General features: G+C 27.4%; 18 protein-coding genes. 2 read left to right on the forward strand and 16 right to left on the reverse strand.

Annotation, left to right across the window (positions count from 1 at the left end; all coding sequences use genetic code 11):
* Nucleotides 1-158: 158 nt before the first annotated feature.
* From FAY47_RS04565 to FAY47_RS04640, 16 genes are all read right to left on the reverse strand, one after another.
* Nucleotides 159-3,317 (reverse strand): hypothetical protein, encoded by a 3,159-nt coding sequence (locus tag FAY47_RS04565; protein WP_143315240.1) that lies wholly within the window; start codon nt 3,315-3,317, stop codon nt 159-161.
* A gap of 121 nt (nt 3,318-3,438) precedes the next feature.
* Nucleotides 3,439-4,257: a hypothetical protein gene (locus tag FAY47_RS04570; RefSeq protein ID WP_143315241.1), complete on the reverse strand. Its 819-nt coding sequence runs from the start codon at nt 4,255-4,257 to the stop codon at nt 3,439-3,441.
* A gap of 898 nt (nt 4,258-5,155) precedes the next feature.
* A complete protein-coding gene (locus tag FAY47_RS04575; RefSeq protein ID WP_143315242.1) occupies nt 5,156-5,785 on the reverse strand; it encodes a prepilin peptidase in 630 nt (209 codons plus the stop codon).
* Between the two features lie 9 nt (nt 5,786-5,794).
* Nucleotides 5,795-6,439 carry an RcpC/CpaB family pilus assembly protein gene (locus FAY47_RS04580; RefSeq protein ID WP_143315243.1) on the reverse strand — a complete coding sequence of 215 codons (645 nt, stop codon included), beginning with the start codon at nt 6,437-6,439 and terminating at the stop codon, nt 5,795-5,797.
* 14 nt (nt 6,440-6,453) lie between these two features.
* On the reverse strand, nt 6,454-7,053 hold the full coding sequence (locus FAY47_RS04585; protein WP_143315244.1) for a hypothetical protein: 600 nt from the start codon (nt 7,051-7,053) through the stop codon (nt 6,454-6,456).
* Nucleotides 7,054-7,058: 5 nt separating this feature from the next.
* Entirely contained in the window at nt 7,059-7,499 is a 441-nt protein-coding gene (locus tag FAY47_RS04590; RefSeq protein WP_143315245.1) for a DUF4320 family protein, read from the reverse strand.
* A gap of 169 nt (nt 7,500-7,668) precedes the next feature.
* A complete protein-coding gene (locus tag FAY47_RS04595) occupies nt 7,669-7,881 on the reverse strand; it encodes a hypothetical protein (protein WP_143315246.1) in 213 nt (70 codons plus the stop codon).
* A 16-nt stretch (nt 7,882-7,897) separates the two neighbouring features.
* Entirely contained in the window at nt 7,898-8,719 is an 822-nt protein-coding gene (locus tag FAY47_RS04600) for a type II secretion system F family protein (protein WP_143315247.1), read from the reverse strand.
* 55 nt (nt 8,720-8,774) lie between these two features.
* Nucleotides 8,775-9,734 carry a hypothetical protein gene (locus tag FAY47_RS04605; RefSeq protein ID WP_185966720.1) on the reverse strand — a complete coding sequence of 320 codons (960 nt, stop codon included), beginning with the start codon at nt 9,732-9,734 and terminating at the stop codon, nt 8,775-8,777.
* A gap of 17 nt (nt 9,735-9,751) precedes the next feature.
* Nucleotides 9,752-11,089: an ATPase, T2SS/T4P/T4SS family gene (locus FAY47_RS04610; protein ID WP_143315249.1), complete on the reverse strand. Its 1,338-nt coding sequence runs from the start codon at nt 11,087-11,089 to the stop codon at nt 9,752-9,754.
* 68 nt (nt 11,090-11,157) lie between these two features.
* Nucleotides 11,158-11,451, reverse strand: coding sequence for a WXG100 family type VII secretion target (locus tag FAY47_RS04615; protein WP_143315250.1), 294 nt, complete (start codon nt 11,449-11,451; stop codon nt 11,158-11,160).
* Nucleotides 11,452-11,582: 131 nt separating this feature from the next.
* Nucleotides 11,583-16,190: a type VII secretion protein EssC gene (gene essC / locus FAY47_RS04620; RefSeq protein ID WP_143315251.1), complete on the reverse strand. Its 4,608-nt coding sequence runs from the start codon at nt 16,188-16,190 to the stop codon at nt 11,583-11,585.
* A gap of 15 nt (nt 16,191-16,205) precedes the next feature.
* Complete coding sequence (locus FAY47_RS04625; RefSeq protein WP_143315252.1) at nt 16,206-16,451, reverse strand: EsaB/YukD family protein; 246 nt, start codon at nt 16,449-16,451, stop codon at nt 16,206-16,208.
* 22 nt (nt 16,452-16,473) lie between these two features.
* Entirely contained in the window at nt 16,474-17,547 is a 1,074-nt protein-coding gene (locus FAY47_RS04630) for an AAA family ATPase (RefSeq protein WP_143315253.1), read from the reverse strand.
* A 3-nt stretch (nt 17,548-17,550) separates the two neighbouring features.
* Nucleotides 17,551-18,582: a DUF6382 domain-containing protein gene (locus tag FAY47_RS04635; RefSeq protein WP_143315254.1), complete on the reverse strand. Its 1,032-nt coding sequence runs from the start codon at nt 18,580-18,582 to the stop codon at nt 17,551-17,553.
* Between the two features lie 371 nt (nt 18,583-18,953).
* Nucleotides 18,954-19,223, reverse strand: a complete 270-nt coding sequence (locus FAY47_RS04640) for a hypothetical protein (RefSeq protein ID WP_143315255.1) — start codon at nt 19,221-19,223, stop codon at nt 18,954-18,956.
* 163 nt (nt 19,224-19,386) lie between these two features.
* On the opposite strand from FAY47_RS04640, the gene FAY47_RS04645 reads away from it, so the two are divergent.
* Nucleotides 19,387-19,785 carry a GntR family transcriptional regulator gene (locus FAY47_RS04645; RefSeq protein WP_143315256.1) on the forward strand — a complete coding sequence of 133 codons (399 nt, stop codon included), beginning with the start codon at nt 19,387-19,389 and terminating at the stop codon, nt 19,783-19,785.
* Nucleotides 19,785-21,149: a PH domain-containing protein gene (locus FAY47_RS04650; RefSeq protein ID WP_143315257.1), complete on the forward strand. Its 1,365-nt coding sequence runs from the start codon at nt 19,785-19,787 to the stop codon at nt 21,147-21,149. The genes FAY47_RS04645 and FAY47_RS04650 overlap by 1 nt, the downstream gene beginning before the upstream one ends.
* Nucleotides 21,150-21,160 lie beyond the last annotated feature (11 nt).

The raw sequence follows: 21,160 nt of genomic DNA on the forward strand, positions 1-21,160 counted from the left end.
TTCATCCACCCTTTTCATCTACATATAATTAATTCTGTTAATAATATATTCAACGGATATGAAACTATTCTAATTTTTATTTACTATCTTCAGAATATCTAATTTCCTTAATAAATATGACTTTTTTATACAAAAAAGATAGTGAAAATAAATTTTCACTATCTTAGTCTTGTACGGACACCTTCTAAAACATTATTATTAAGTTTAAACTTAACAATTGCTTGTTTGGTTTTGTAACCATTTGCTTCATTTCCTTTATAAGCCGTTATTTTTAAACAATATATTTTTTCAGGTAAATAAAGAGGAACCTTAAAATCCTTATCCCTCCTCTTAGTAATGGCTGCAGGAATTGGTTCTTTTATGTCTTCTAGTTTTTCACCTACCAGAGAAGCACAATCATTCATTTTGGGAGGAAAATTAACTTCAAGAATTGTAGGCCCTCCTGATGTATTTATTGTAATTCGCCCTTCTTCACCTGATTTAATAAATGGGATTTCTCCACTTTCACCTTCAGTTGCATATTTCATTTCATCTGCTTTATCAATAAACTTTTCATTTCCTTCTCTATATCTATAAGGAACAAGGTTAGCTTTTAACGTAAACAAATCGAAATCTTCCACCTTAATTTGCCCTATATTCCCAACATTATCATAAGCAAATACTTTAACCTTTATGGCATCATGAAGATAATATTTTGATGCATCTATATCTATTGAATAAGTGCCATCTAAATTTTTGTTCAAAACATGCTCTTGTTCAACACCATTTATCTTTTCTGATTCTTCATTATAATCATCTACTAAAAAAAGCCTAGCAGTAATTTTATTTACCCCTGACCCATCAACATATGTATTATCACTATTTTTAACACCACTGCATTTATCAGATACGTTTTTTACATTGATGTTCATTTTCAAAGTTGATTGATCTAAATTTATTTTTGTCTCTCCAGTTGGTGCAGTTCCATCAAACTTTATATAAATACCACTATCCTTTATTTTATCTTTTGCATAAATGACTTGTGATTTTTCAGTATTATAATCATAAATAAATCTATCATATATATATTTTGTCTTTGAATACAATTTAAACGAGCGTCCATCTTGAGAATTTTTACGTAAATCTTTTGCTTCTTTAAATTTTTCTTGTGATTCTGCCCAAGCATCTTTAGCACTTATAAAACGTGTATTAGCATCTGATTCCTCTTCTTTTGCTACATCTAAGGCATATTCTGCACTATCTTTATCATATAATGAATTTTCATCATTTTGAGCATTATCATAATTAGTTTTTTCTTCTAATAGTTTGCTATCAGCATTTTTTTTATTCTCATCAGCATACTTTTTTTTAGCTTCTGCATAATTATTGTCTGATTTCGCAGTTTCATAATTATCATCTTGTGGATCTGTAGTCAACCAATGTATACCCATTAAGTAATTGAATTTAGGTTCAGAACTTACTTTGGATGTATTCTTATTAAATAAGTTATTAGCTTCTTCTAGAGACATTGTATTCGTAATAGCTTTATCTACAGGAAAATCCCTTAATTTTTCATATATATTACCACCAGAATTTGGTGCATAATCTGATTTTATAAATCCGTTATATTCATAATTCTCATCTACTTCTTTATCTTCATGATCCTCCGCTATTAATGAAGTACTATTTTCATCCATCTTATGTACTATATTATTTTTTTCATCATTAACATTTTCTTCTTTCATTACTAGTGATGTTTCTGTAGGATATAAGCCTACGTCTCCTCTTAACCTTCCTTCAGTATATACTGCAAAAGGAGAACCGCTTTTTACCCAATATACATTTGATCCATCATTATAGTCATATTTACATACTTTTAATGTACCATCTTCAGGAGTAGGATCAACTTTTTCAACTGTCATTATTTTGCTTCGTGTTTCATTATCAAGTAAATCTTGAGATACAAATTGAACATTTAATTTTCCATAATAGTCTTTAAATGATGTTTTTTCAAAATTAACGTCGAAACATATATTATTATTATTACTATTTTCTTCATAGTATGTTTCATAATCATATATTTGCAGACCTTCACCTATACTATTCCCATTACTATCTGTTTTGTATATTATTATGTATTGCCCTTGATTTTCTTTTAAGCCTACACCAGCTATTGTATTATTTTCGCATCTCATATCTCTAAGGTTAGGAATTTTTACTTTTATTCCATCTATTACTTTATCAGGCGCTAGAACTACTTTGTTTGTATCATAGGCTTCATGATTTTCTATTATAGGATTTCCATCCCATATAGGGCCTTGATCATCAACTTTTAATGTATTAAATCTTTCTTCAGAATCGTCAGAAGTTCCAAATCCTAGCATCCATCCTCTATTTGCAATAGTAATACAACTTTTCCCTTCTGGATTTTCAGTTACCCATCTTCCCCACTTGTTAGCCGCTTCACTTCCCATGCTATAATCATATCCATCCTTAGTATCTACACACATTTGAGCTTCTGTTCCTTCACGCCAAATACCATCAACATTTTTCTTATGATCTCCCGAAATACCGGTAAACTGTTTCAGCACTTCATTTTCATTAGTTATACTAACCCCTCCATATGGACTACTTGTATTCATATATCCATATCCTTGAAAATTAGTCAATTGTCCTCTATCTGCATCAAAGGCATAATTAACTCTATTTCCAAACACAGTAATTGCGGCAGTTCTAATTCCACCATTATTACTTGCAGCTTGTCCATATTCATCTGGATACTTGTCAATAAAATTTGCTTTAAAGTCAACAGTTCCTGAAGTGGCCCAAATGACATCACCATATTCATCACTATATGTACGTTGCCTTGGACTTTGTGTAAAGTTTATATATTGGCTTCCTGGCGCTGCAATTGGTTTTTCTCTTTTATAAAATTGAACTGCTTCTGATCTATATTGATGTCTATGACCACCTATCACCCACAGGTTTCCTTCATTTCCTCCGTCTTTTTTAGAAGCTCCATAATATCTTAACCCAAAACGAAAATCATCTTGATTAAGATAATTTCCAGTATATGAGCTCCAAAAATTTAAATAATTGCTTGTCATTCCTTCATTTGCCCACTGAGCATGGGCTTTTTCCCATCCATCTTTATATCCTATAGATTCTTCCCAATGATTATATCTACTTAAAATGTCTGGTGGACGATTTGCATTATACTCTTCAAAGTTACCATCATTGTTAACTGTTTGATATTTACCATTGATAACATTATATCCCCATGAACATAATCCCCAATCGTATTCATAATTACCATCTCCAAATTTAGCTCCATCCATATACATGCCAGCTTCATATGACTTTACAACTTGAATATTTAAGAAGAAAATAAATCCAATACAAAATAATAATGTCTTTATAAATCCCTTTTTTATATTACCACTTCCTTATAAAATGCTATTAAACATAGTGACATAAAAGACGATACTCTGTTACTATAACATTTCCTTTTCCATCATGAGCTGCTATTTGATAAAAAAAGTGTCCAACTAATCTTCTATTATCTTCAATGGTAAAATCTTTAAAATCCCTACTATAATAATAGTCTGGAACGTTCTCTTTATAAGGAACTGATATGGTTTCAGTTTCTATTCCACTTATTTCAATCTTTCCACCATAACAAGGATATTTTCCATAGATATAATCAATACTAGTTTTAGATATAGCGTATTCTTTTATAGCCGCGAAAAGTTTTTTCTCAACTTCCACTAGTCCTTTTCTACCTCCCTCATTTAATATTCTAGTTATTTCCCAGTCTATCCCTGCAGGCTTAATAACTTTTGGAGTCGAATTATTAGGCTGAGTTGGTTGTGGTTGCTGCGCTTGTTTTGGTGATTGTTGCGGTTGTTTTGACGGCTGTTGTGCTTGTTTTGCTGGCTGCTGTGCTTGTACTGAATCTTCTGTTTTATCGTTTTTTTGTTCAGTAGATTCAGCTTGAACTGGTTGTTTTTCTTCTGGTTTAATTTCTTCTACTTTATTAGCTGAAGTTTCTTGATTTTGTTCAGTAACTTCTTCTTCGTAGCTTTCTTCAGCAACTTCATTTTGATTTGAATATGTAGATTTCTCCTTATTTTGCTGGCTATTTTTGTATGCAATTACACCAGCTGTAGTTGTTCCTCCTGCTATACCAACAACAACTACTCCTGTAACTACCTTAGTCATGGTAGTTTTTGTAGCTACTGCTAACCACTTACTTAATATTACTTTTAAATTATTCATCATTATTCCCCCTAAATCTAGTTATTTTTATCGTTGCACGAATAATTACCATTAACATTTTAACTACATATGATTTATTTGTCAAATATGTAATACACGTATATGTAATACCACTTGTTTCTACATTATATTACATTATATACCATATGTGACACTTTATACTGTTAATATATATAAGTAAGGTTTATTAGTCTACATAGAAGATATATGTTCCTCGATTTAATATACAAAGTTCATTAATCCTTATGCTATTTTTTTCTATCTTTTTTTAAATCCATCGCTTCAAGATATAACCATTCCAAGGGATTACATTTTCCTTTGTCAAATGTCTACTTAAACAAGTAAAATCAATGCTTTTTTATAACATAAGAAACCCGTCTCAATTACTACTATTTATAATTGAGACGGGCTTGCCCATACATTCCAGACAATTTTCTATATTTTCTTCGCCTATATTATATGCTTCCATTGCTTCATTATATAATGTGACTGTAACATATCTTTCTATCCATTTAATGCTTTTATATCTTTTATCCTAGATATATTATTGTTCATAATTCTATTAACTTTTAGTGAGTATTTATTAGGAAGAAAATCCTTTATCAGATGCTTACCCTTAAAGAACTGCTGAAAAGATTCTAATTACCTATAAATTTCTATTAAATCAGCGTCTTTAGCCTTTATTCAACACTTTTAAAATTTAATACCACTCTTGTTCACAGTCCTTTAAAACCTCTGTTGCACTCTGTGAAAGGTATTAACACCAAATCAAAGTTTGGGTTCTCTATTTTTCTGATGTATTATCATTGCTTTCTAATATCACTAGCAGCCTGCATAAAAACCTTAAAATCAATTAGAATATTATTTGACACGATTCCACTCCTTATTCTTAATAAATTTATATAAGCAATAACAAAAGATATGTTGCTATTGCAATACTTGGACAAAATGCTTTTCTATAATTTATATCTACTTTTTTTATTAGTAAAAGATAAATACTAACTATTCCTGAAATTCCAAAAGAAAATATTAGTACTATTCCTGGCAGTATAGCTACCTTATTTAAAATTAAAAATACTGATGACAATACTTCAATGTCACCCGCTCCTACATAATTAAGCTTTGAAAAAACAATAACCACTCCAATTGTTATAAGGGACCCTAGTATCTCTTTATATGTTATATTCCCAATTACTAAATTCATTATAGAAGTAATCACTGAAACCCCCAATAATGGAATTGACATAATTTCATATACATATTTTGTTTCATAATCCACATATCCTATTATCACCAAAAAAACAATCAAAGTAGAGTATATTAAAAATTCAAATCCCATTCCTTCTTTTATGTAAAGAAGTAGTATAAGTGCACCACTTATACTACTAAGAAATATTTTATTAGTTATTTTATTTCTAATTGTTTGGTTATCATTTTTATTTATATACTTTATGCTAAATGTGCATAAATACATAGTTAAAAATGATATAAAATAAACCGCTATCAAAATGATAATATTCTTAACCATAGCTAATTTTTATTCCTCCAAAACCTTTATTAAACTCCACGATCCAAGTGACACACTGTTTTGAACTTCTTCTGCATCTTTTCTACTTAAAGTAAAGGTAATGGTCAATGCTAGCTTTGTTTTATCATCTTTACTAATTAAATTTCCGTCGGATCCATATACTTTAGAAATATATAAATTCTTTATTTTAGTTTCAGTAATGGTACTATTACTTTTTTTATTAGTAGCTATTAAATCTACCTTATCCCCTTCTCTTAATTTTCCTCCAACTGCAGCCGCAGAACTAGGAGCGGTTACTGTTATTTCTCTTTTTTCATCAATATTTTTCAAATCATTATCTAGACTTTCAACCTTATCTGCTGCAATTATTTCATTTTTGTACATATCTTGTTTTATATAAAAGTTATATAAATCTTCCTTATTTTTTATGTAATAAGGTGTTACTTGATCTGATCTTCTTTTTTCTAACTTAAATAACTGATCAAAATTATCTTCAGTAATTACATAACCTTTATCCAACTTGTCCTTGTTTACCACATAAACAGAAGTAGTCCCTTCTGGATTAAATATCTTTTGTTCTATATATAAAATGAATAAAAAAGACACTACTGTAATAACCAGGGATATAACAAAAGCTGTAATTTTATTCTTCAATAAACTCATCCTTTCTATTCTTTTAAAATATCAGACTCTTCTTCAACAGTGACATAATTTTTACTTTTAAAAATAGGATTAATAGTAAAACCTATCTTTGCATAAATAGTAGTATGTTCCACAGTATTTCCTTTAGGAGTTATTACAGTTCCCTTTGCTTTTCTCTCCTGTTCTTTATCCCAAACACCTATCATTTCTTTTTTCTCTGAGTTAAATTTTTCTTCATACTTAAATATTTCGATACCATTTTCGTACACATTATAAATTATGAAAGACTCTATATTAACTCTACTTTTTATAAAATTATAGTTTTCACTTTTGGGCTTAAAGTCTTCCTTAAGATTTAAATTTTCTTGTAAATAAATTTGGAATGTTTTTAGTGCTGTTTCCTTATCAGTTATTACTAATAATTTTAAATCATTACTTCTTGCTAGCAAATCAAAATTAATATCTTTATAAACAGCTAGTTCGCTAGAAATAACATCATCGCTAGTCATTTCAGCTTCTGTTTTTACTATACTAATACTAGTTAGATAAGCAATGAGTATAAGTATAAAAACAATTCCATATATTAAAGTTGATTCAACAATTATACTTCCTCTATTTTTTTTCATATGTATTAATACCTTGCAGTAGATGATTTTGTTACTTCAACATCTTCATCACTCTCTTCAGTATCAAGAGAAAAATCTAAGAAATTTATTTTTTTCATCTTTAAAGTACATTTTATTTTAATGGCTATATCTTCACCATACAGTACCTTATTTTCATTTCCCATTATAGATTTACTACTATCTTTACTATAACAATCAACTTCAACTGTATTTGAACTTATATTTCCGTCGCTTTCAAGTTTTGTCTTAATATCATTTATATCTGATTCTTCCAAATATCCATTTCTCTCCATTTTCAATACATATTTTCTAGCTGTTTGATTTATATTGTTATATGTAATGGTAATTGATAAAATCTGTATGGCATAAAGTAATATAGCAAAGGAAAATATTATGCATATCATTTGTACAAAAAACTGTTGAACCTCACCTTTTCTTTTCTTCATATAAATCACCTATTATTGTTACTTTATGTAATTAAGTTTGTTACTCAAATTTTAACTTATGTTAACAATATTTCTATTTACTAATTAATATTTATTTAATTTTGTAATATACATATATTCATGACTTTGATCATTTGACAAGAAGCTACGCTTTACATTATTAAATACACTAGTTTGCATTAGTAAATACTTGATTAACCTTGGTTGTTAATGAATCAACAGCACTCCCAATAGCTGCTGAAATTTTATCTCTATAAACAAAACATAAAACTACCCCTACTGCTATAAGTACTAAACTTATAACTAATTTATCATCTCCAATTTTTTTTCTTAAAGTTGTTACCTTATTTTTACCTTTATTTTTTATATTCATTATATTCATTTAAAATATTCTCCTTCTAAAAAATTTGACTCCAGTTCTTTGAAACTTCTATAAATAACCCAAACATTATTACCATTATTATTCCAAAATACATTAATAACTGAATTATGTCCTTACTTATTTTTATTTTATTTGTTTGCTCTTGTATTAATATGATATTTGTATCTTTCTGAGAATTGGACAAATCTTCTAATGCCTGCTGTATTCTCCCTGTTCTAAGTGATTGCTTTATAGTTAAAATAAAAGCATCAATTTCAACAGAGTTAAAACTTTCACCAAATTTATCCAAAGCTGATGCCACGTCTTTCTTTAAATTTATTTCTGCACAAAGTTCTGCAAGTGCTGTTTTAAGCCTTTTATTTTTCACCATAAGATAACATTCTGTTAAAGCCAAACCTATAAATACTCCTGCAGCTGTTTGTATACTTAAAAAATCATAAACATCTACAATTTGAATTTTTATTTTATTCATATCTTGTTTATTACTTATATAAATTACACCGTCTATTATGAAAAAACCTAATATACTAATAAGAATTGCTAATATAATTTCTTCTGAAAAAACAACAAAACAAATTATTGAACATAAGAATTTACAAATAATAAATCCTCCTGGTGAAACTTTTAGTGGATTTCCATTTTTCTTTAAATATATAAATATTCTTTCATAAGAAAAATATCCTGTTTCCCTTTTTCTTAATAAGTTATTTATTTTATCAAAGCTTTCAACCTTCTTATTTTTGTTCTTTTTTCTTTTTCTCTTTTTCTCTTTTTGTATTAAAATAGCTATATAATAGCTACCTCCAAAAATAGCAAGTAATATAAGTAAATACAGCAAAATAACGATCTTACCTATATATATCATCTACCTTTCTTTGCCATACTAAAATATTTTAGTAATTTATTCTATCTAAGGTTATAAATTTATAAATAGCATAAAGTACCACACAAATATTGTATCCTAAGATCATATTACCAACTAATGTGGTTTTAAGAAGATAAAACAAGTTATCAGTAAAACCTCCAACTAGTTTAAATAGAAGCAAGCCTACAATAACCACACTTATTATAGCTAACCTACCTTCTCTTACTTCTTTTTTTCTTCTTTCCTTCTCAACAAAATAATTTTTCATTATCACTCTTGATTTATTTAATATTTCTCTATAATTAGCTTCATATTTACTACAAACAGCTAAGTTTTTAAGCAACTGCTTGAACCTCTGACTTTCAATTTTACCTTCGAAGTTCCTAAATGCTAAATCTATAGGTATACCTTTTTTACATTCAAATATAAACTGCCTACTAAACTCTTTTAAAGGTTCGTTTATATAAGGTAAGGCTTTCTCCATTATTTGCACAATATCAGAATTTGATGCTGCAAGATTTTCTAAAGTGTTTATATAAAGCAAAACCTGATCGTCGATTTTATCGTAAGTTACTTTACTTAAACTTCTTAAAGCTAGAACTACAAACATAATTACTGTAAAAAATACTGGTATCGAAAATACAACGAGTCCAAATACTTTTTGAGCAATAAATGCACTTATTAAAGCTATACATAAAGTTATACCTATTAATATTTCACTTGTCATAAAAGGCAACAGTATCTTTATTCTTGCATTTTCTATAAGAGAATCTATTTTTTCTAAAAAGGTTTTATTCTCTTTTTCTCCTTCTAAAAGCAAAATTACTTCTCTATTCTTTCTTCTATCATCATATTTATCTTGTACATTACTCCATAGGCTTTTAATATATCCTCTCCTATGAATTTCTCTAACAATATCAAACATCATGTACATAAGGATAAGTATAACTATCACTAGTAATAATTTACCTAAATATAAAATAATCAATTTTAAACACCATCTTACTATGAATTTGTTTCTTCTCTAAATTCACTATATACTTTTTTATTAATTATCTTTTCACAACTGTCATTTATCCTTTCGAACTGTCCAGTATATCTTCCATATTCTTGTGAAATTTTATATTCAAATACTCGATTAAATTCTAAATCTTGCTTTTCATAGTTAAATCCAGCTATCTCAGATATTTGCATAATTCTAAAATCCTTCATGAATATCATAATATCAATATTACTAAGCATTTCTAGTAGTTCACCCTTTTTCATATCACTGACATACTTCATATAGTGAACTATTTTATTAACAGCTTCTTCTGCACTACTTCCATGAACACTGGCTATCCCAGAATGCCCAGTATAAATAGCATTTGCCATATCATAGGCTTCTCCACCTTTTATTTCTCCTATTACAAAATAGTCTAGATCCATTAGAAGTCCATTTATAGATAAATCTCTCAAGGTATATTCTATTTTTCCATCACCTTTTGCGAACTTAACCTTTTGAAATATAGCATCAGGATGTTTATTGGTAAATAATTCTTCAGCCTCTTGAATTACTAAACATGATTTATCATATGGAATTTCATCTATTAACGCATTAATTAAAGTCGTCTTTCCACTTGCACCTTTTCCTGTACAAAATATAGAAAGACCACTTTTAACAGCTTCTTCTAAATAATTTTTTATTTCATAATTAAACATATCTAATTCTTTTAGATTCGATAAGTTGTATTTATTTTTGGGTATCTTTCTTATTATTAAGCATGGTAATCCATTTGAATTAACGAAATCTGAGGAAATGTTTATTCTTAGAATAAAGTCTTTAGAACTTGTCTTATCTGTGAATTTTTGTATTGCATTTATTTCACTCAATATAGAATTGTTTTTTATAGCTATGTAATTTATATATCTTTTAAAACTTTCTTCATCCGTAAATCTTACTTTAGCTTTTTTTCTTCTTCCTTTAACTTTAATTCTAATATTATCAAAGCTTACTGTTTTTATATCAGATATATCTGGATCATCAATTAGCTCTTGTAATATACCATATCCCCATACATACTTAGCAAATTGTTTAATTAATTCTACAGATTGCCTTTGATCTAATATTATGCCTTGCATTTTTACAAAACTTAATATTTCTTTAGTTAATTCTTCTTTTGATTTAATTCCTCTTTCAACTGCATTTATTAAATGAGGTCTATTTACTATAAATTCACCTAAAATAATATTAATTATTTCATCGTAATTTATCTTTTTCACTTTTTTTATTGTTTCTTCATTTTTTAATTCTCTATATTCTACATCATTACTTCTTCGTTTATTTAACGATAATAGTCCCACAACTTTACCTCTTACTCTTATTAAATTTAAATTTTACTCCCTACTAATTAAGTAGGGAGCTTGTACAACTATCTTTTTAATTTACTAGCGATTTGCTTATCAACATCTTCCATTGTTTTAGCAACTCCATCTAATTGTTTTGAAATATCTTGAAGTACTTGTACAAATTCTTTTAATGATGGTTGTAAACTTTTGTACTTTTCAAAGAATGAATTATGTGCAGCACCTTCCCAAGCATTACTCATTTTATTAACTTCTGAAGTTAATTTGTTTAAAAGTTGCTGTGTAGATTGTGACCCATTCTTAAATTGTCCTGATGATCTTCTTAGTTCTTCTGGCGTTACTCTAATCTTTCCTGCCATGTGTATCCCTCCTATTTTTCATCGTTAAGCTTATTTACCTTTTGTTCATAATATATCATATTCTAGATTATTATTCCACAAACGATCCTATTTATAATACTATAAATGTAGATAAATATCAATAATTGTTTTTAGTTGTCAACTTTTGGCACCTTAATTCTGTAATACTTATCTTTATCTATTAAATATCCATCACCAATAAATATTGGTTTTTCTTTATTGGAATAACTTACTCGAACATTAAAATAATCCTGTTCTTCTATACCAGTTAACGCTATACCTTGATTACTTTTCTTTACATTATTCATAAATCCATGATTATATGATTGATCATTAAATTTTTCTTCTTCTCCAGCTGCAATTATTGTAAATCCATATCCACTCTTTCGCTCAGAAATTAAATTAAATAATTCTAAGGCATCATATTCATCTTGAATATTATTTAAAAATTCATCAATATTATCTATAAGCAATATTTTTCTTGAATATTGGTTTAAAAGATCAACTTCTTTAATTTTCCCTTTACTTGACACCAACTTATCATTGATATCATCTTTTCTTTCATAAATCTCATCTTTTAACGATATTAAGTTTTCTACAATTTCACTTCTATCATTGCTGTAGAATTCTACCTTAACTTCTTCATCTACTCCACACAATCCGTAGGTCTCAGAATCATACACATATATTTCATAATTATCTTCATCACACATTTTATCTATGCTATATGCTATTGATTTAATTAAATTGCTCTTACCCACACCTGAATTACCTATAATAGGAATAAAATTCTTTTCCTTTAAATTAATTGATACATATTCAAATTCATTTTCATCCAGTCCAATAAATAAATTACTTAAACTGAATTTACTATCCACATTCACTAAGAAGTCTTTTATAGGTAATATTTCTGAAATCATAGGAATTGGTGTGGCATTCTTTCCATCCCATAATGAACGTAATTTTTCTATTAAGCTTTTAATGTTATTAGCTCTTTCTCCCTCTGTATTACCTTGTATAGGTAAGGCAGTTTGGAATTCACAAATTTGATCTTGTTTTATTAATCCACGACCTTCATTTTTTGCAGGTTCCATGAAAACTCTTCCAAGTATAGTACTATACTCACTATCATCCACGCAATTTAAAGCAATGTTTATCTTAAAGTTCGAACTAATTTTATATCTTATATCTGATGAATTTGACCCTGTTAATACTAAAGTAATTCCTAAATTTGCACCATCTCTAGAGAATTTAGTAATATCATCTTCGTAATCCTCATATAACTCAGAAAAAGCTGCGAAATTGTCTATTATCACCAAAATATGTGGAAGTATATTTCCGGTTACTTCCCTGTATGAAAGTACATTACTTACCCCACATTCAGAAAGTAGATTTTTTCTTCTTGCTATTTCCTTATGTATAAACTTGATGAAATTCTTCAATAATTCATCATCATCTGCGGTAACAACACCACCAACTTGAGGTGCATTTTCATACATTTTTAATATTCTAGATCCAAAATCTAACATATAAATATTAACTAAATCTGGTGTATAGTTTTGAATTATAGAAGTTACTAAAGTTTGTATAAGTGTTGTTTTACCAACACCAGGAGATCCAATAATAAGCATATTTCCATCTTGGCTCAAGTTAGTGCATAAAGTATTTTGAATTTGCTTTTCTGGATTATCTAATATACCAACCGCTGGATTTATCTCTTTCTTAGTTTTTCTCCAATTATCTTCATCAAAACTTCCTATTATATCATTTAAATATACTTCTTCTTTTAAAGCTTCAAGCCATGGACCTTGCAATCTTTCAATTCCATTTTCTGAAGCAACTTTATTGATTCTATCAATAACAGCATCAAGTTGTGTTTTACTCTCTTTATTGTTTTTCTCTTCCTTAGTAGAGTATATCTCTCTTCTGCTACCATCTATAAGTACTTCTGAAATTTCTATTTCTTTTTTACTTACATCATCATCATCATACTTTTTAGCTCCACTCCAGGCAGATTGAAACAATTCAAATATTTCATTGTTTCCAACTTGAAAATAAGCTCTTCCTGCTTCTACAATGTTTGCTGCTAAAGGTGTTTTTATCATTTCATTACTATCATCTGCATCTTGTACTTTTAAACATAATTTAAATTTAGAGTTTGACCATATTTGATCATCCACAACACCAGCCGGCTTTTGGGTAGCAAGTATTAAATGAACTCCTAAACTTCTTCCTATTCTTGCCGCACTAACTAACTCAGTCATAAAGTCTGGTTGGTCATTTTTAAGTTCAGCAAATTCATCTGCAATCATTATAAGATGTGGTAATGGATCTTTTGCCTTACCATCCTTAAATAGTTTAATATATGCATCAATATGATTAACATTATATTCTGAGAATATTCTTTGCCTTCTCTTAAGTTCACTTTTTATAGATATAAGTGCTCTATTAATTTGATTTCCATCTAAATTTGTTATTGTTCCTACTAAGTGAGGCAAATCTTTAAATTGATTGGCCATTCCTCCACCCTTATAGTCAATTATTATTATACTTACATCATAAGGATGATAATTTATAGCTAAAGAAGCTATGTATGTTTGTAAAATTTCACTCTTACCAGATCCAGTAGTACCAGCTACTAATCCATGTGGCCCATGAAATTTTTCGTGTAGATTTAAATATACTACCTCATCTCCTGCTCTAACCCCTAGAGGAACCGCCATTGACTCATATACTTTATTCATTTTCCAATTTATCATTACTGGAAGTTCTTCTTCACTTTTTATATTGTAAAGATCGAATAATGTGAAATAACTTGTTAACGAACTTTGAGTAAATGAACTCTTAACAAAAATAGGAGACATCTTCCTAGAAAAATTCTCACTAGTCTTATCATCTATAGGATTAAATGTTATATTCTTAATTTGTTTACTGTTTAAAACGTCAATATAATTAGCTTTCTTATCTTCAATTACTTCTATTATTTTCTTACTTTCTTTTGGAATTAATCCTAAATTCTCATAGGCAAAAATTCCTGTTGCTCCATACTCTTCCCCTGACTCCAATAGTGCCATTATCGGTTCATTTTCAATTAAAACTCTATCAGCAATTATTATTATGTAATAAGGTGAAAATGAAACTTTTTCAGCACTATCATCATCTCTCTTACGTACTTTTATTTCATCATATAGTTGATTTAAGACATTATGGGCAGATTCTTTTGTATTTCCAATATATCTAAAGTTCTTATTATTACTCCATGTATGAGGAATCCATTTTAACCATTCCCAATTTTCCTGTTCTTCTTTAGGATATATAGCTGCAATTTTAACCTCTTCATAGTAATGCAAAGTACTTATTTTAATTACTATGTTTTTAATTAATTCTAAAGTTTTTTCTTTTTCTCCATAGATACCTATAGGATAATCTTTAGTTAAATTTATACAAATAGGAACATCTTCCATCTTTCCATATACATCTTTTAACTTTCTAGGGTCTTCCTTTAATTTATCTCTATCAACCTCAACTTTTGGCTCTTGAACTGATATATCAAAAGTTAAATCTCCAACGCCTCTTCCAAGAGAAATATTTAAGAAATCTTCATGTAAAGGAGTCCTTTCCCAAAGCCTTCTATCAAACTGCTCTAAGAAAGAGATACAATCTTCTGTGTCTGGATTATTATTTCTAATACTCTCCATTAGTGATCTACGTTTTTCAATTATTTGTTTTTCTTTTTCTTTAACATACTCTTTGTATCTTTTATACCTAATGAATTGTTGCTTCTTTGTATCATATGTTTGCATAGCAAAAGCTAGAATTGCAACAAATGCTGTTAATCCTGCTGCTCCTATTGTGTATATCAGACTGCTACTATCTCCTTTATTAGAATTCATTGTAACAGTTAACACTACTGTTCCAAGAAGAGGTATCATAGTTATTATAAGATTATTATCTTTATCCTTTGCTTTTGACGGCGGTTCATCTATTACAATGTTATCTTGTGCTACATCTTGCAATAATCTAGGAGATCTATAAAAGCATGGATATTCTAAAGGTGAATCGTGACCAGTGTTAATTTCTTTTAATTTCCTTATTTTTATCCTTTCATTTTTCTTGGACATGGCTATTTTATTATCATTGAATAAAAATTTATATCCACAAATAATAATAAAATCATTATTTTTTACTGGAACTTTAACTTCAACTTTTTTTCCATTTAGATATACTCCAAATTTACTTTTTAGATCATTTAGATAAAAAGTCTCACCATCTCTCACTAACTCTGCATGATTTTTATCTATAACTTCATCTTCAATAATTATGTGATTATTGTTTTCTTTACCTATTCTAAGTTTCTTTACATTTTCAAGAGACACTACTCTATCATAATCTTCATATTCAACGTTAAAATCTATAAAATAATTAATTTTAAATAGTTCTTGCTTTGACTCTATATTTTTAATAATTATTTTATCTCCATTACAAATCACTCTTCTAGGTACTTTCACACCATTAATTACACAATAAGTGTTATCTTCATCAGATATCTGCCAATTGTCACCTTTTCTGCTGAACTTTACAGCAAAATCACCTTCCATTTTAAAAGATAACTTTATCTGACATTCTGAGGTATTTCCCACTAATACTACATCATTTTTAAAATCATCTAAATCTATTTCTTTATAAAACTCTTCGTTATAAACAATTAAAACATTATTAAAATCTAATCTATTATTCATAAATACACCACCATTTTATAGTAAAGTTATTTTAGTCCCATCACATATATTAAACTTTTTAAGAATATCATTTCCTTTTAAAAAGCATGTTGGGTTTTCCGTTTTTAAATAATATCCCGAAATATTAATGTTTTTTTCTTCTAATCTAAGAGCTTTACTAAGTGCTGCACTTACTTCTTTTACTGATATATCTATTGGTATTTCTAAATCTTTTCTAATATCACTCTCATCTACATTCACTGTTACTATGGCTTTATCCACGGTTTCTCCCCCTCATTTGCAGTTATTTTTTAATCTCTTCAATAATTTCTTGAATTTTTTCGTTAAATTTACCATCTATATTCGTTAAAGTTTTCAAATCATTAACTCCATACATTTCATCATAATAAGGAATTGAAGAAATTATAGGTAATAAATTACTAGAAACTAACCTAGGTATTAATCTTTCTTTTTCTTCATTGAATCGATTAATAATGAATTTGAATTTTTTAATATCATCTAATTGTTTTAACATTGCATCTACTTTGTAACTTGAAATAGGATCTTGTCCAATTAATGACATTATATTTACAGACTTTTCAAAAACATAATAAAACTTTGAACTTAAATTAGCTGGTAAGTCACACATTATATAATCAAATCCCCCTTTATCTATAATGCTATCTATTAATTCTTTAACCCAATCCATATTTAAATCTTCAATATCTAACACACTATCTACAGGATTAAAATAATAAAGAGATGAGTCTTCATATTTTAAGACTCCATTTTTTAATACATTTTTAAATTTTTCTGTATCTTCTCTAATGCTTAGCACTAAATCTGAAAAATTATATGCATTTTTTCTATTAGGCATAAAAGCAGCTATAGTTTGTAAATTTTCAAAAGATAAATATAGTACTTTTTCACCTTGAATAGCCATAGTAAACGCTGTATTTACAGCTATTGTTGTAGTACCAATTCCCCCGACAGGAGAGTAGAATGCAATTAATTTAGCTTTAGTATCTCTTTCAATGGATTCTTTTTCACTAGACTCATAAATTGTGATTATATCCCTACAAATTTTTTCTACAGATTGATATTTTTTAATATATGGCAAATCATTGTTGTATAGACTTTCTTTCGCCAAAAGTATAACCATCTTATCTTTTACTTTTTCTTTATACTTTTCAAAAAATTCCATACTAGTTAATACTATGTCTATTTTTTCACTTTTTCCTAAATAAGTTCTAAAATGCTCCTCATCAGAAAATGACATAACGTTAAACTCTTTATTAAAATTTGAACTTATATAATTAACTAAATTATTTATATAAAAGGTATCTTCATCTAAAATTAACAGATTATATTTTCCCATATCCTATTTTCCCTTTCTTGAATCATTGTTAAACATAATATATGTAAACAAAATTGCTAAAACTATCATTACTCCAGCAATTATCATAAAAATTTTTTTATCATCTTTGCTTAATATGAGACAAAAGCTGCCAATTATCATTAAAACTATAAGCTGCAAAGATAGCAATCTCTTAGTTTTATTATTGTCCTCTAAAGTCTTTTGGTATTTTTTTATTTCTTTATATTCTTGATATTCAACGTCTTCATCATCTTCTTCTAAGTCATCATCATCAAAATCGTCAAACTCTTTATAATCTTCATCTATAATACTTTGATAAGTAATTTTCTTTCTTTTATCATTTAACGCAGGAGTTTCTTCTACTGTTTCTACTAATTTCTTAATGAAATCATCATCTAAATCCTCATCAAGACCCTCAATTTCATCACTATCTAACTCTTCTTGGAAGATATCTTCCTTACTATTTTTATATTCATTAAAAAGACTTTCTAGTTTTTCGAAAGAGTTTCTACTGCTAGTTAAAGCACTTACAAGTTTTTTTTCAGATGAATTCAATTCATATTTATACTTCTTTGCCTCTTTTAAAATTTCCTTACATAATTCTCTAAATTCATCTCTTATATCAATATCTCCAGTTACTTGTAACGGTATATATATCATGTATGCTAGGAGATTGTTCTTTTCTAGAAATATGCTCTTTGAATTTAATATTATTTTTTTATTATCCAGCATATATTCTTTCATTGAAACAATGCTATTAAAAATCCCTTCAGTTATCTCTAGCATTTCTCTAATATCAAATTCACTTTGTTTTAAGTATTCATTTAAATTAATTTTATTTTCTATAGGAAATGCTATAGTTTTTGAATCATTTATTTGTCTTACTTCAATATTTAAAAATGCTAATGAAGGATTATTTTCTAACATGCTAATTTCAAAATCTATGACTTTTTCATCACTTTTTACTTTAAAAAAACAATACTTCTTATTTCCCATTATTTCTTGTTGTAAGAGAATATCACTTTTTTCTATCATTTATAATTTCCCCACCTTTTTACACTATCGTTAATGAACAATTAATATATTACTATATTTTTCATTTTGCAACAAGTTTTATGGTTACATGATATAATTTTACTTTACAATTTTATAATTCTAGCTATTTATTCCCTCTACCTATAATGTAATTATACATATTACTAAACAAAATATTAAAGCCTATCAAATATTTGTATATTTAAATTAATTATTTCTTCACTTTAAGTTAAAACTTAACAAATAAAAATCTCCTTGTATTACATTAGATTCAAGTCTAATGTAATACAAGGAGATTTATATATATAACTATTAAATTTTATATTGATAAATAAAAATATTGTTCTAAATAACTTGGTTTACATATTACGTTATTCTCTTAATAAGCTTTTTGTAAACTCCAATAATCTTTCATTGGTATCTTCTGATAAAGTGCTTTTAGTTTTTTTCATGTTCTGAAGATTCATAATTCTAAAGTTATCTCCATATTCCTTTGTCTTTTTTATTTCATTTAAGTCTTTAATAAACTGCTTGCTTTTTGTATCAATTTTTACATTGTCTTTTCTTCTAATTTTACATTTGTTTTCTTTATAATCAAATGTAACAATATAACCATTAATCTCAACTTCTTTATTATTCATCTAGTATCCCTACCCTTTATTATTTTATCTCATATAATTATAGCATTATACTAACCATAATAAAACTTTTGATTTTATACTTAATAATTTACCAAAGGAATTTGATTTATTATATTGTTTGTATTATAATAAGTAATACAAATAATACTAAAGGGATGATTTTATGATAATAAATTTGGACATGTCAAGTCCTACCCCTATTTATGTTCAATTGAGAAATGAAATAGTAATGGGAATTGGTCTTGGTAAATTAAAAATAGGCGAAGGATTGCCTACAGTTCGCCAAATGGCACAAGATATCGGAGTTAATATTATGACTGTAACAAAAGCTTATAATATTTTAAGAATAGAAGGCTACATAGAGATAGATCGTAGACATGGCGCTAAAGTAAATCCTAAATTAGATGCTACTAAAGAATTTAAAGAAAAGCTAGAAAATGAACTATTACTAATTATAGCTGAATCTAGCATCAAAGGAATACAGAAAAAAGATTTTTTAAATCTATGTTCCAATATTTTTGATAATATGACTGGTCTTAAATTAACTGGAGGTGAGGCATAATGTCTTTTACTATTAATCTTTTTATAACTATTGTAATCTGTGCATCTTTGTTTTTATCAAATCTAATGGCTTTTAAACCAAATCAAAATATTATTTTGAATACTACTCTTCCATTTTCAGAGCTTGATAATAAAGAAGTTCTTGATATAATAAAAACTTTCAAAAAAGATAATATTAAATACTTTTTTATTAATATTATACTTAATATTCCTTCTTTTTTTATTACTTCAGATGTGATTAGTATTATATATTTACTTCTTTGGGTTATTAGTATTTTTACCATCTATCATATTGTGATAAAAAAACACATTACTAAACTTCGTAACCTTAAAATGAAAAATAATTGGTTTTTAAAGAATAAACATGTAATTTCTATAGATACCGAAGTATCAAGAATTAAAAACAAAATGCCTGTATCTATACTTTGGTTTATTCCTTCATTTTTAATTGCCATAGGAATAATAGCATATGCCATAACAAGTGAGCGGGATTTTAGTAACTATATGATAATTTTATCTTGTGCATCTTTATTGACTACACTAATTTTTTTAATTATTTATAAACTCTTTTCAGCTGGAAAAACTAAAGTTTACAGTGATGATAGCAAGGTAAATTTGGCCTGTAATTTAATCTACAAAAGAATTTGGTCTATTATACTTGTACTTCTATCTACTGTTTTAAGTGTTTTAACTATTTTTCAATGTTTCATTTATTCATATATAGTTATAATTTCATTTATAATGGTTTCTTTAACGATTTTTATAACTTTTGCTGGATATATTAAAATACGTAACACACAAACAAGAATTCTTATGGCTGCTGAAAATGTTATTTATACTGATGATGATGAATTCTGGAACTTTATGTTTTACAACAACCCAAATGACTCAAATTTATTAGTTGAAAAGCGTATTGGTATTGGAATGACTTTAAATATCGGACATCCTAAAGCAAAAATAATATTAACTACAATTATAATATTTATTTTACTAACCCTAGTGCCTACTATGTTCATTGTTTTTAAAACAACATCAGCAAAGTTTGAACTTGTAGTAGATGATGATGAAATAACAATAGAAGCTCCTATCTACAAAACTAATTTTAATAAAAATGATATAGAAGAAGTATCCTTAATATCTTCTTTGCCAAATGGTATTAGAACAAATGGTACCGGGACAAGCCATATAGCCTTTGGAAACTTTAAATTTGATGGATATGGACCCACAAAAACCTATGTTCATAAAGATTTAGATAAAATTATTGTAATTAAGCTTCCAGATAAATATGTTTTCTTTACTGGAAATAGCAATAAAGAAACAGATGAATACTATAAAGAATTCCAATCATTCTTAGATAAAAATTAGAAAAAAAGAAG

The sequence above is a fragment of the Clostridium sp. HBUAS56017 genome, from assembly GCF_007115085.1.
GTDB lineage: Bacteria > Bacillota > Clostridia > Clostridiales > Clostridiaceae > Clostridium > Clostridium cibarium.

Coding starts and splice junctions, on each gene's coding strand:
- FAY47_RS04565 (WP_143315240.1), bottom strand. CDS start 3,317: ATGGATGGAGCTAAATTTGGAGATGGTAATTATGAATACGATTGGGGA.
- FAY47_RS04570 (WP_143315241.1), bottom strand. CDS start 4,257: ATGAATAATTTAAAAGTAATATTAAGTAAGTGGTTAGCAGTAGCTACA.
- FAY47_RS04575 (WP_143315242.1), bottom strand. CDS start 5,785: ATGGTTAAGAATATTATCATTTTGATAGCGGTTTATTTTATATCATTT.
- FAY47_RS04585 (WP_143315244.1), bottom strand. CDS start 7,053: ATGAAAAAAAATAGAGGAAGTATAATTGTTGAATCAACTTTAATATAT.
- FAY47_RS04590 (WP_143315245.1), bottom strand. CDS start 7,499: ATGAAGAAAAGAAAAGGTGAGGTTCAACAGTTTTTTGTACAAATGATA.
- FAY47_RS04595 (WP_143315246.1), bottom strand. CDS start 7,881: ATGAATATAATGAATATAAAAAATAAAGGTAAAAATAAGGTAACAACT.
- FAY47_RS04615 (WP_143315250.1), bottom strand. CDS start 11,451: ATGGCAGGAAAGATTAGAGTAACGCCAGAAGAACTAAGAAGATCATCA.
- essC (WP_143315251.1), bottom strand. CDS start 16,190: ATGAATAATAGATTAGATTTTAATAATGTTTTAATTGTTTATAACGAA.
- FAY47_RS04630 (WP_143315253.1), bottom strand. CDS start 17,547: ATGGGAAAATATAATCTGTTAATTTTAGATGAAGATACCTTTTATATA.
- FAY47_RS04635 (WP_143315254.1), bottom strand. CDS start 18,582: ATGATAGAAAAAAGTGATATTCTCTTACAACAAGAAATAATGGGAAAT.
- FAY47_RS04640 (WP_143315255.1), bottom strand. CDS start 19,223: ATGAATAATAAAGAAGTTGAGATTAATGGTTATATTGTTACATTTGAT.
- FAY47_RS04645 (WP_143315256.1), top strand. CDS start 19,387: ATGATAATAAATTTGGACATGTCAAGTCCTACCCCTATTTATGTTCAA.
- FAY47_RS04650 (WP_143315257.1), top strand. CDS start 19,785: ATGTCTTTTACTATTAATCTTTTTATAACTATTGTAATCTGTGCATCT.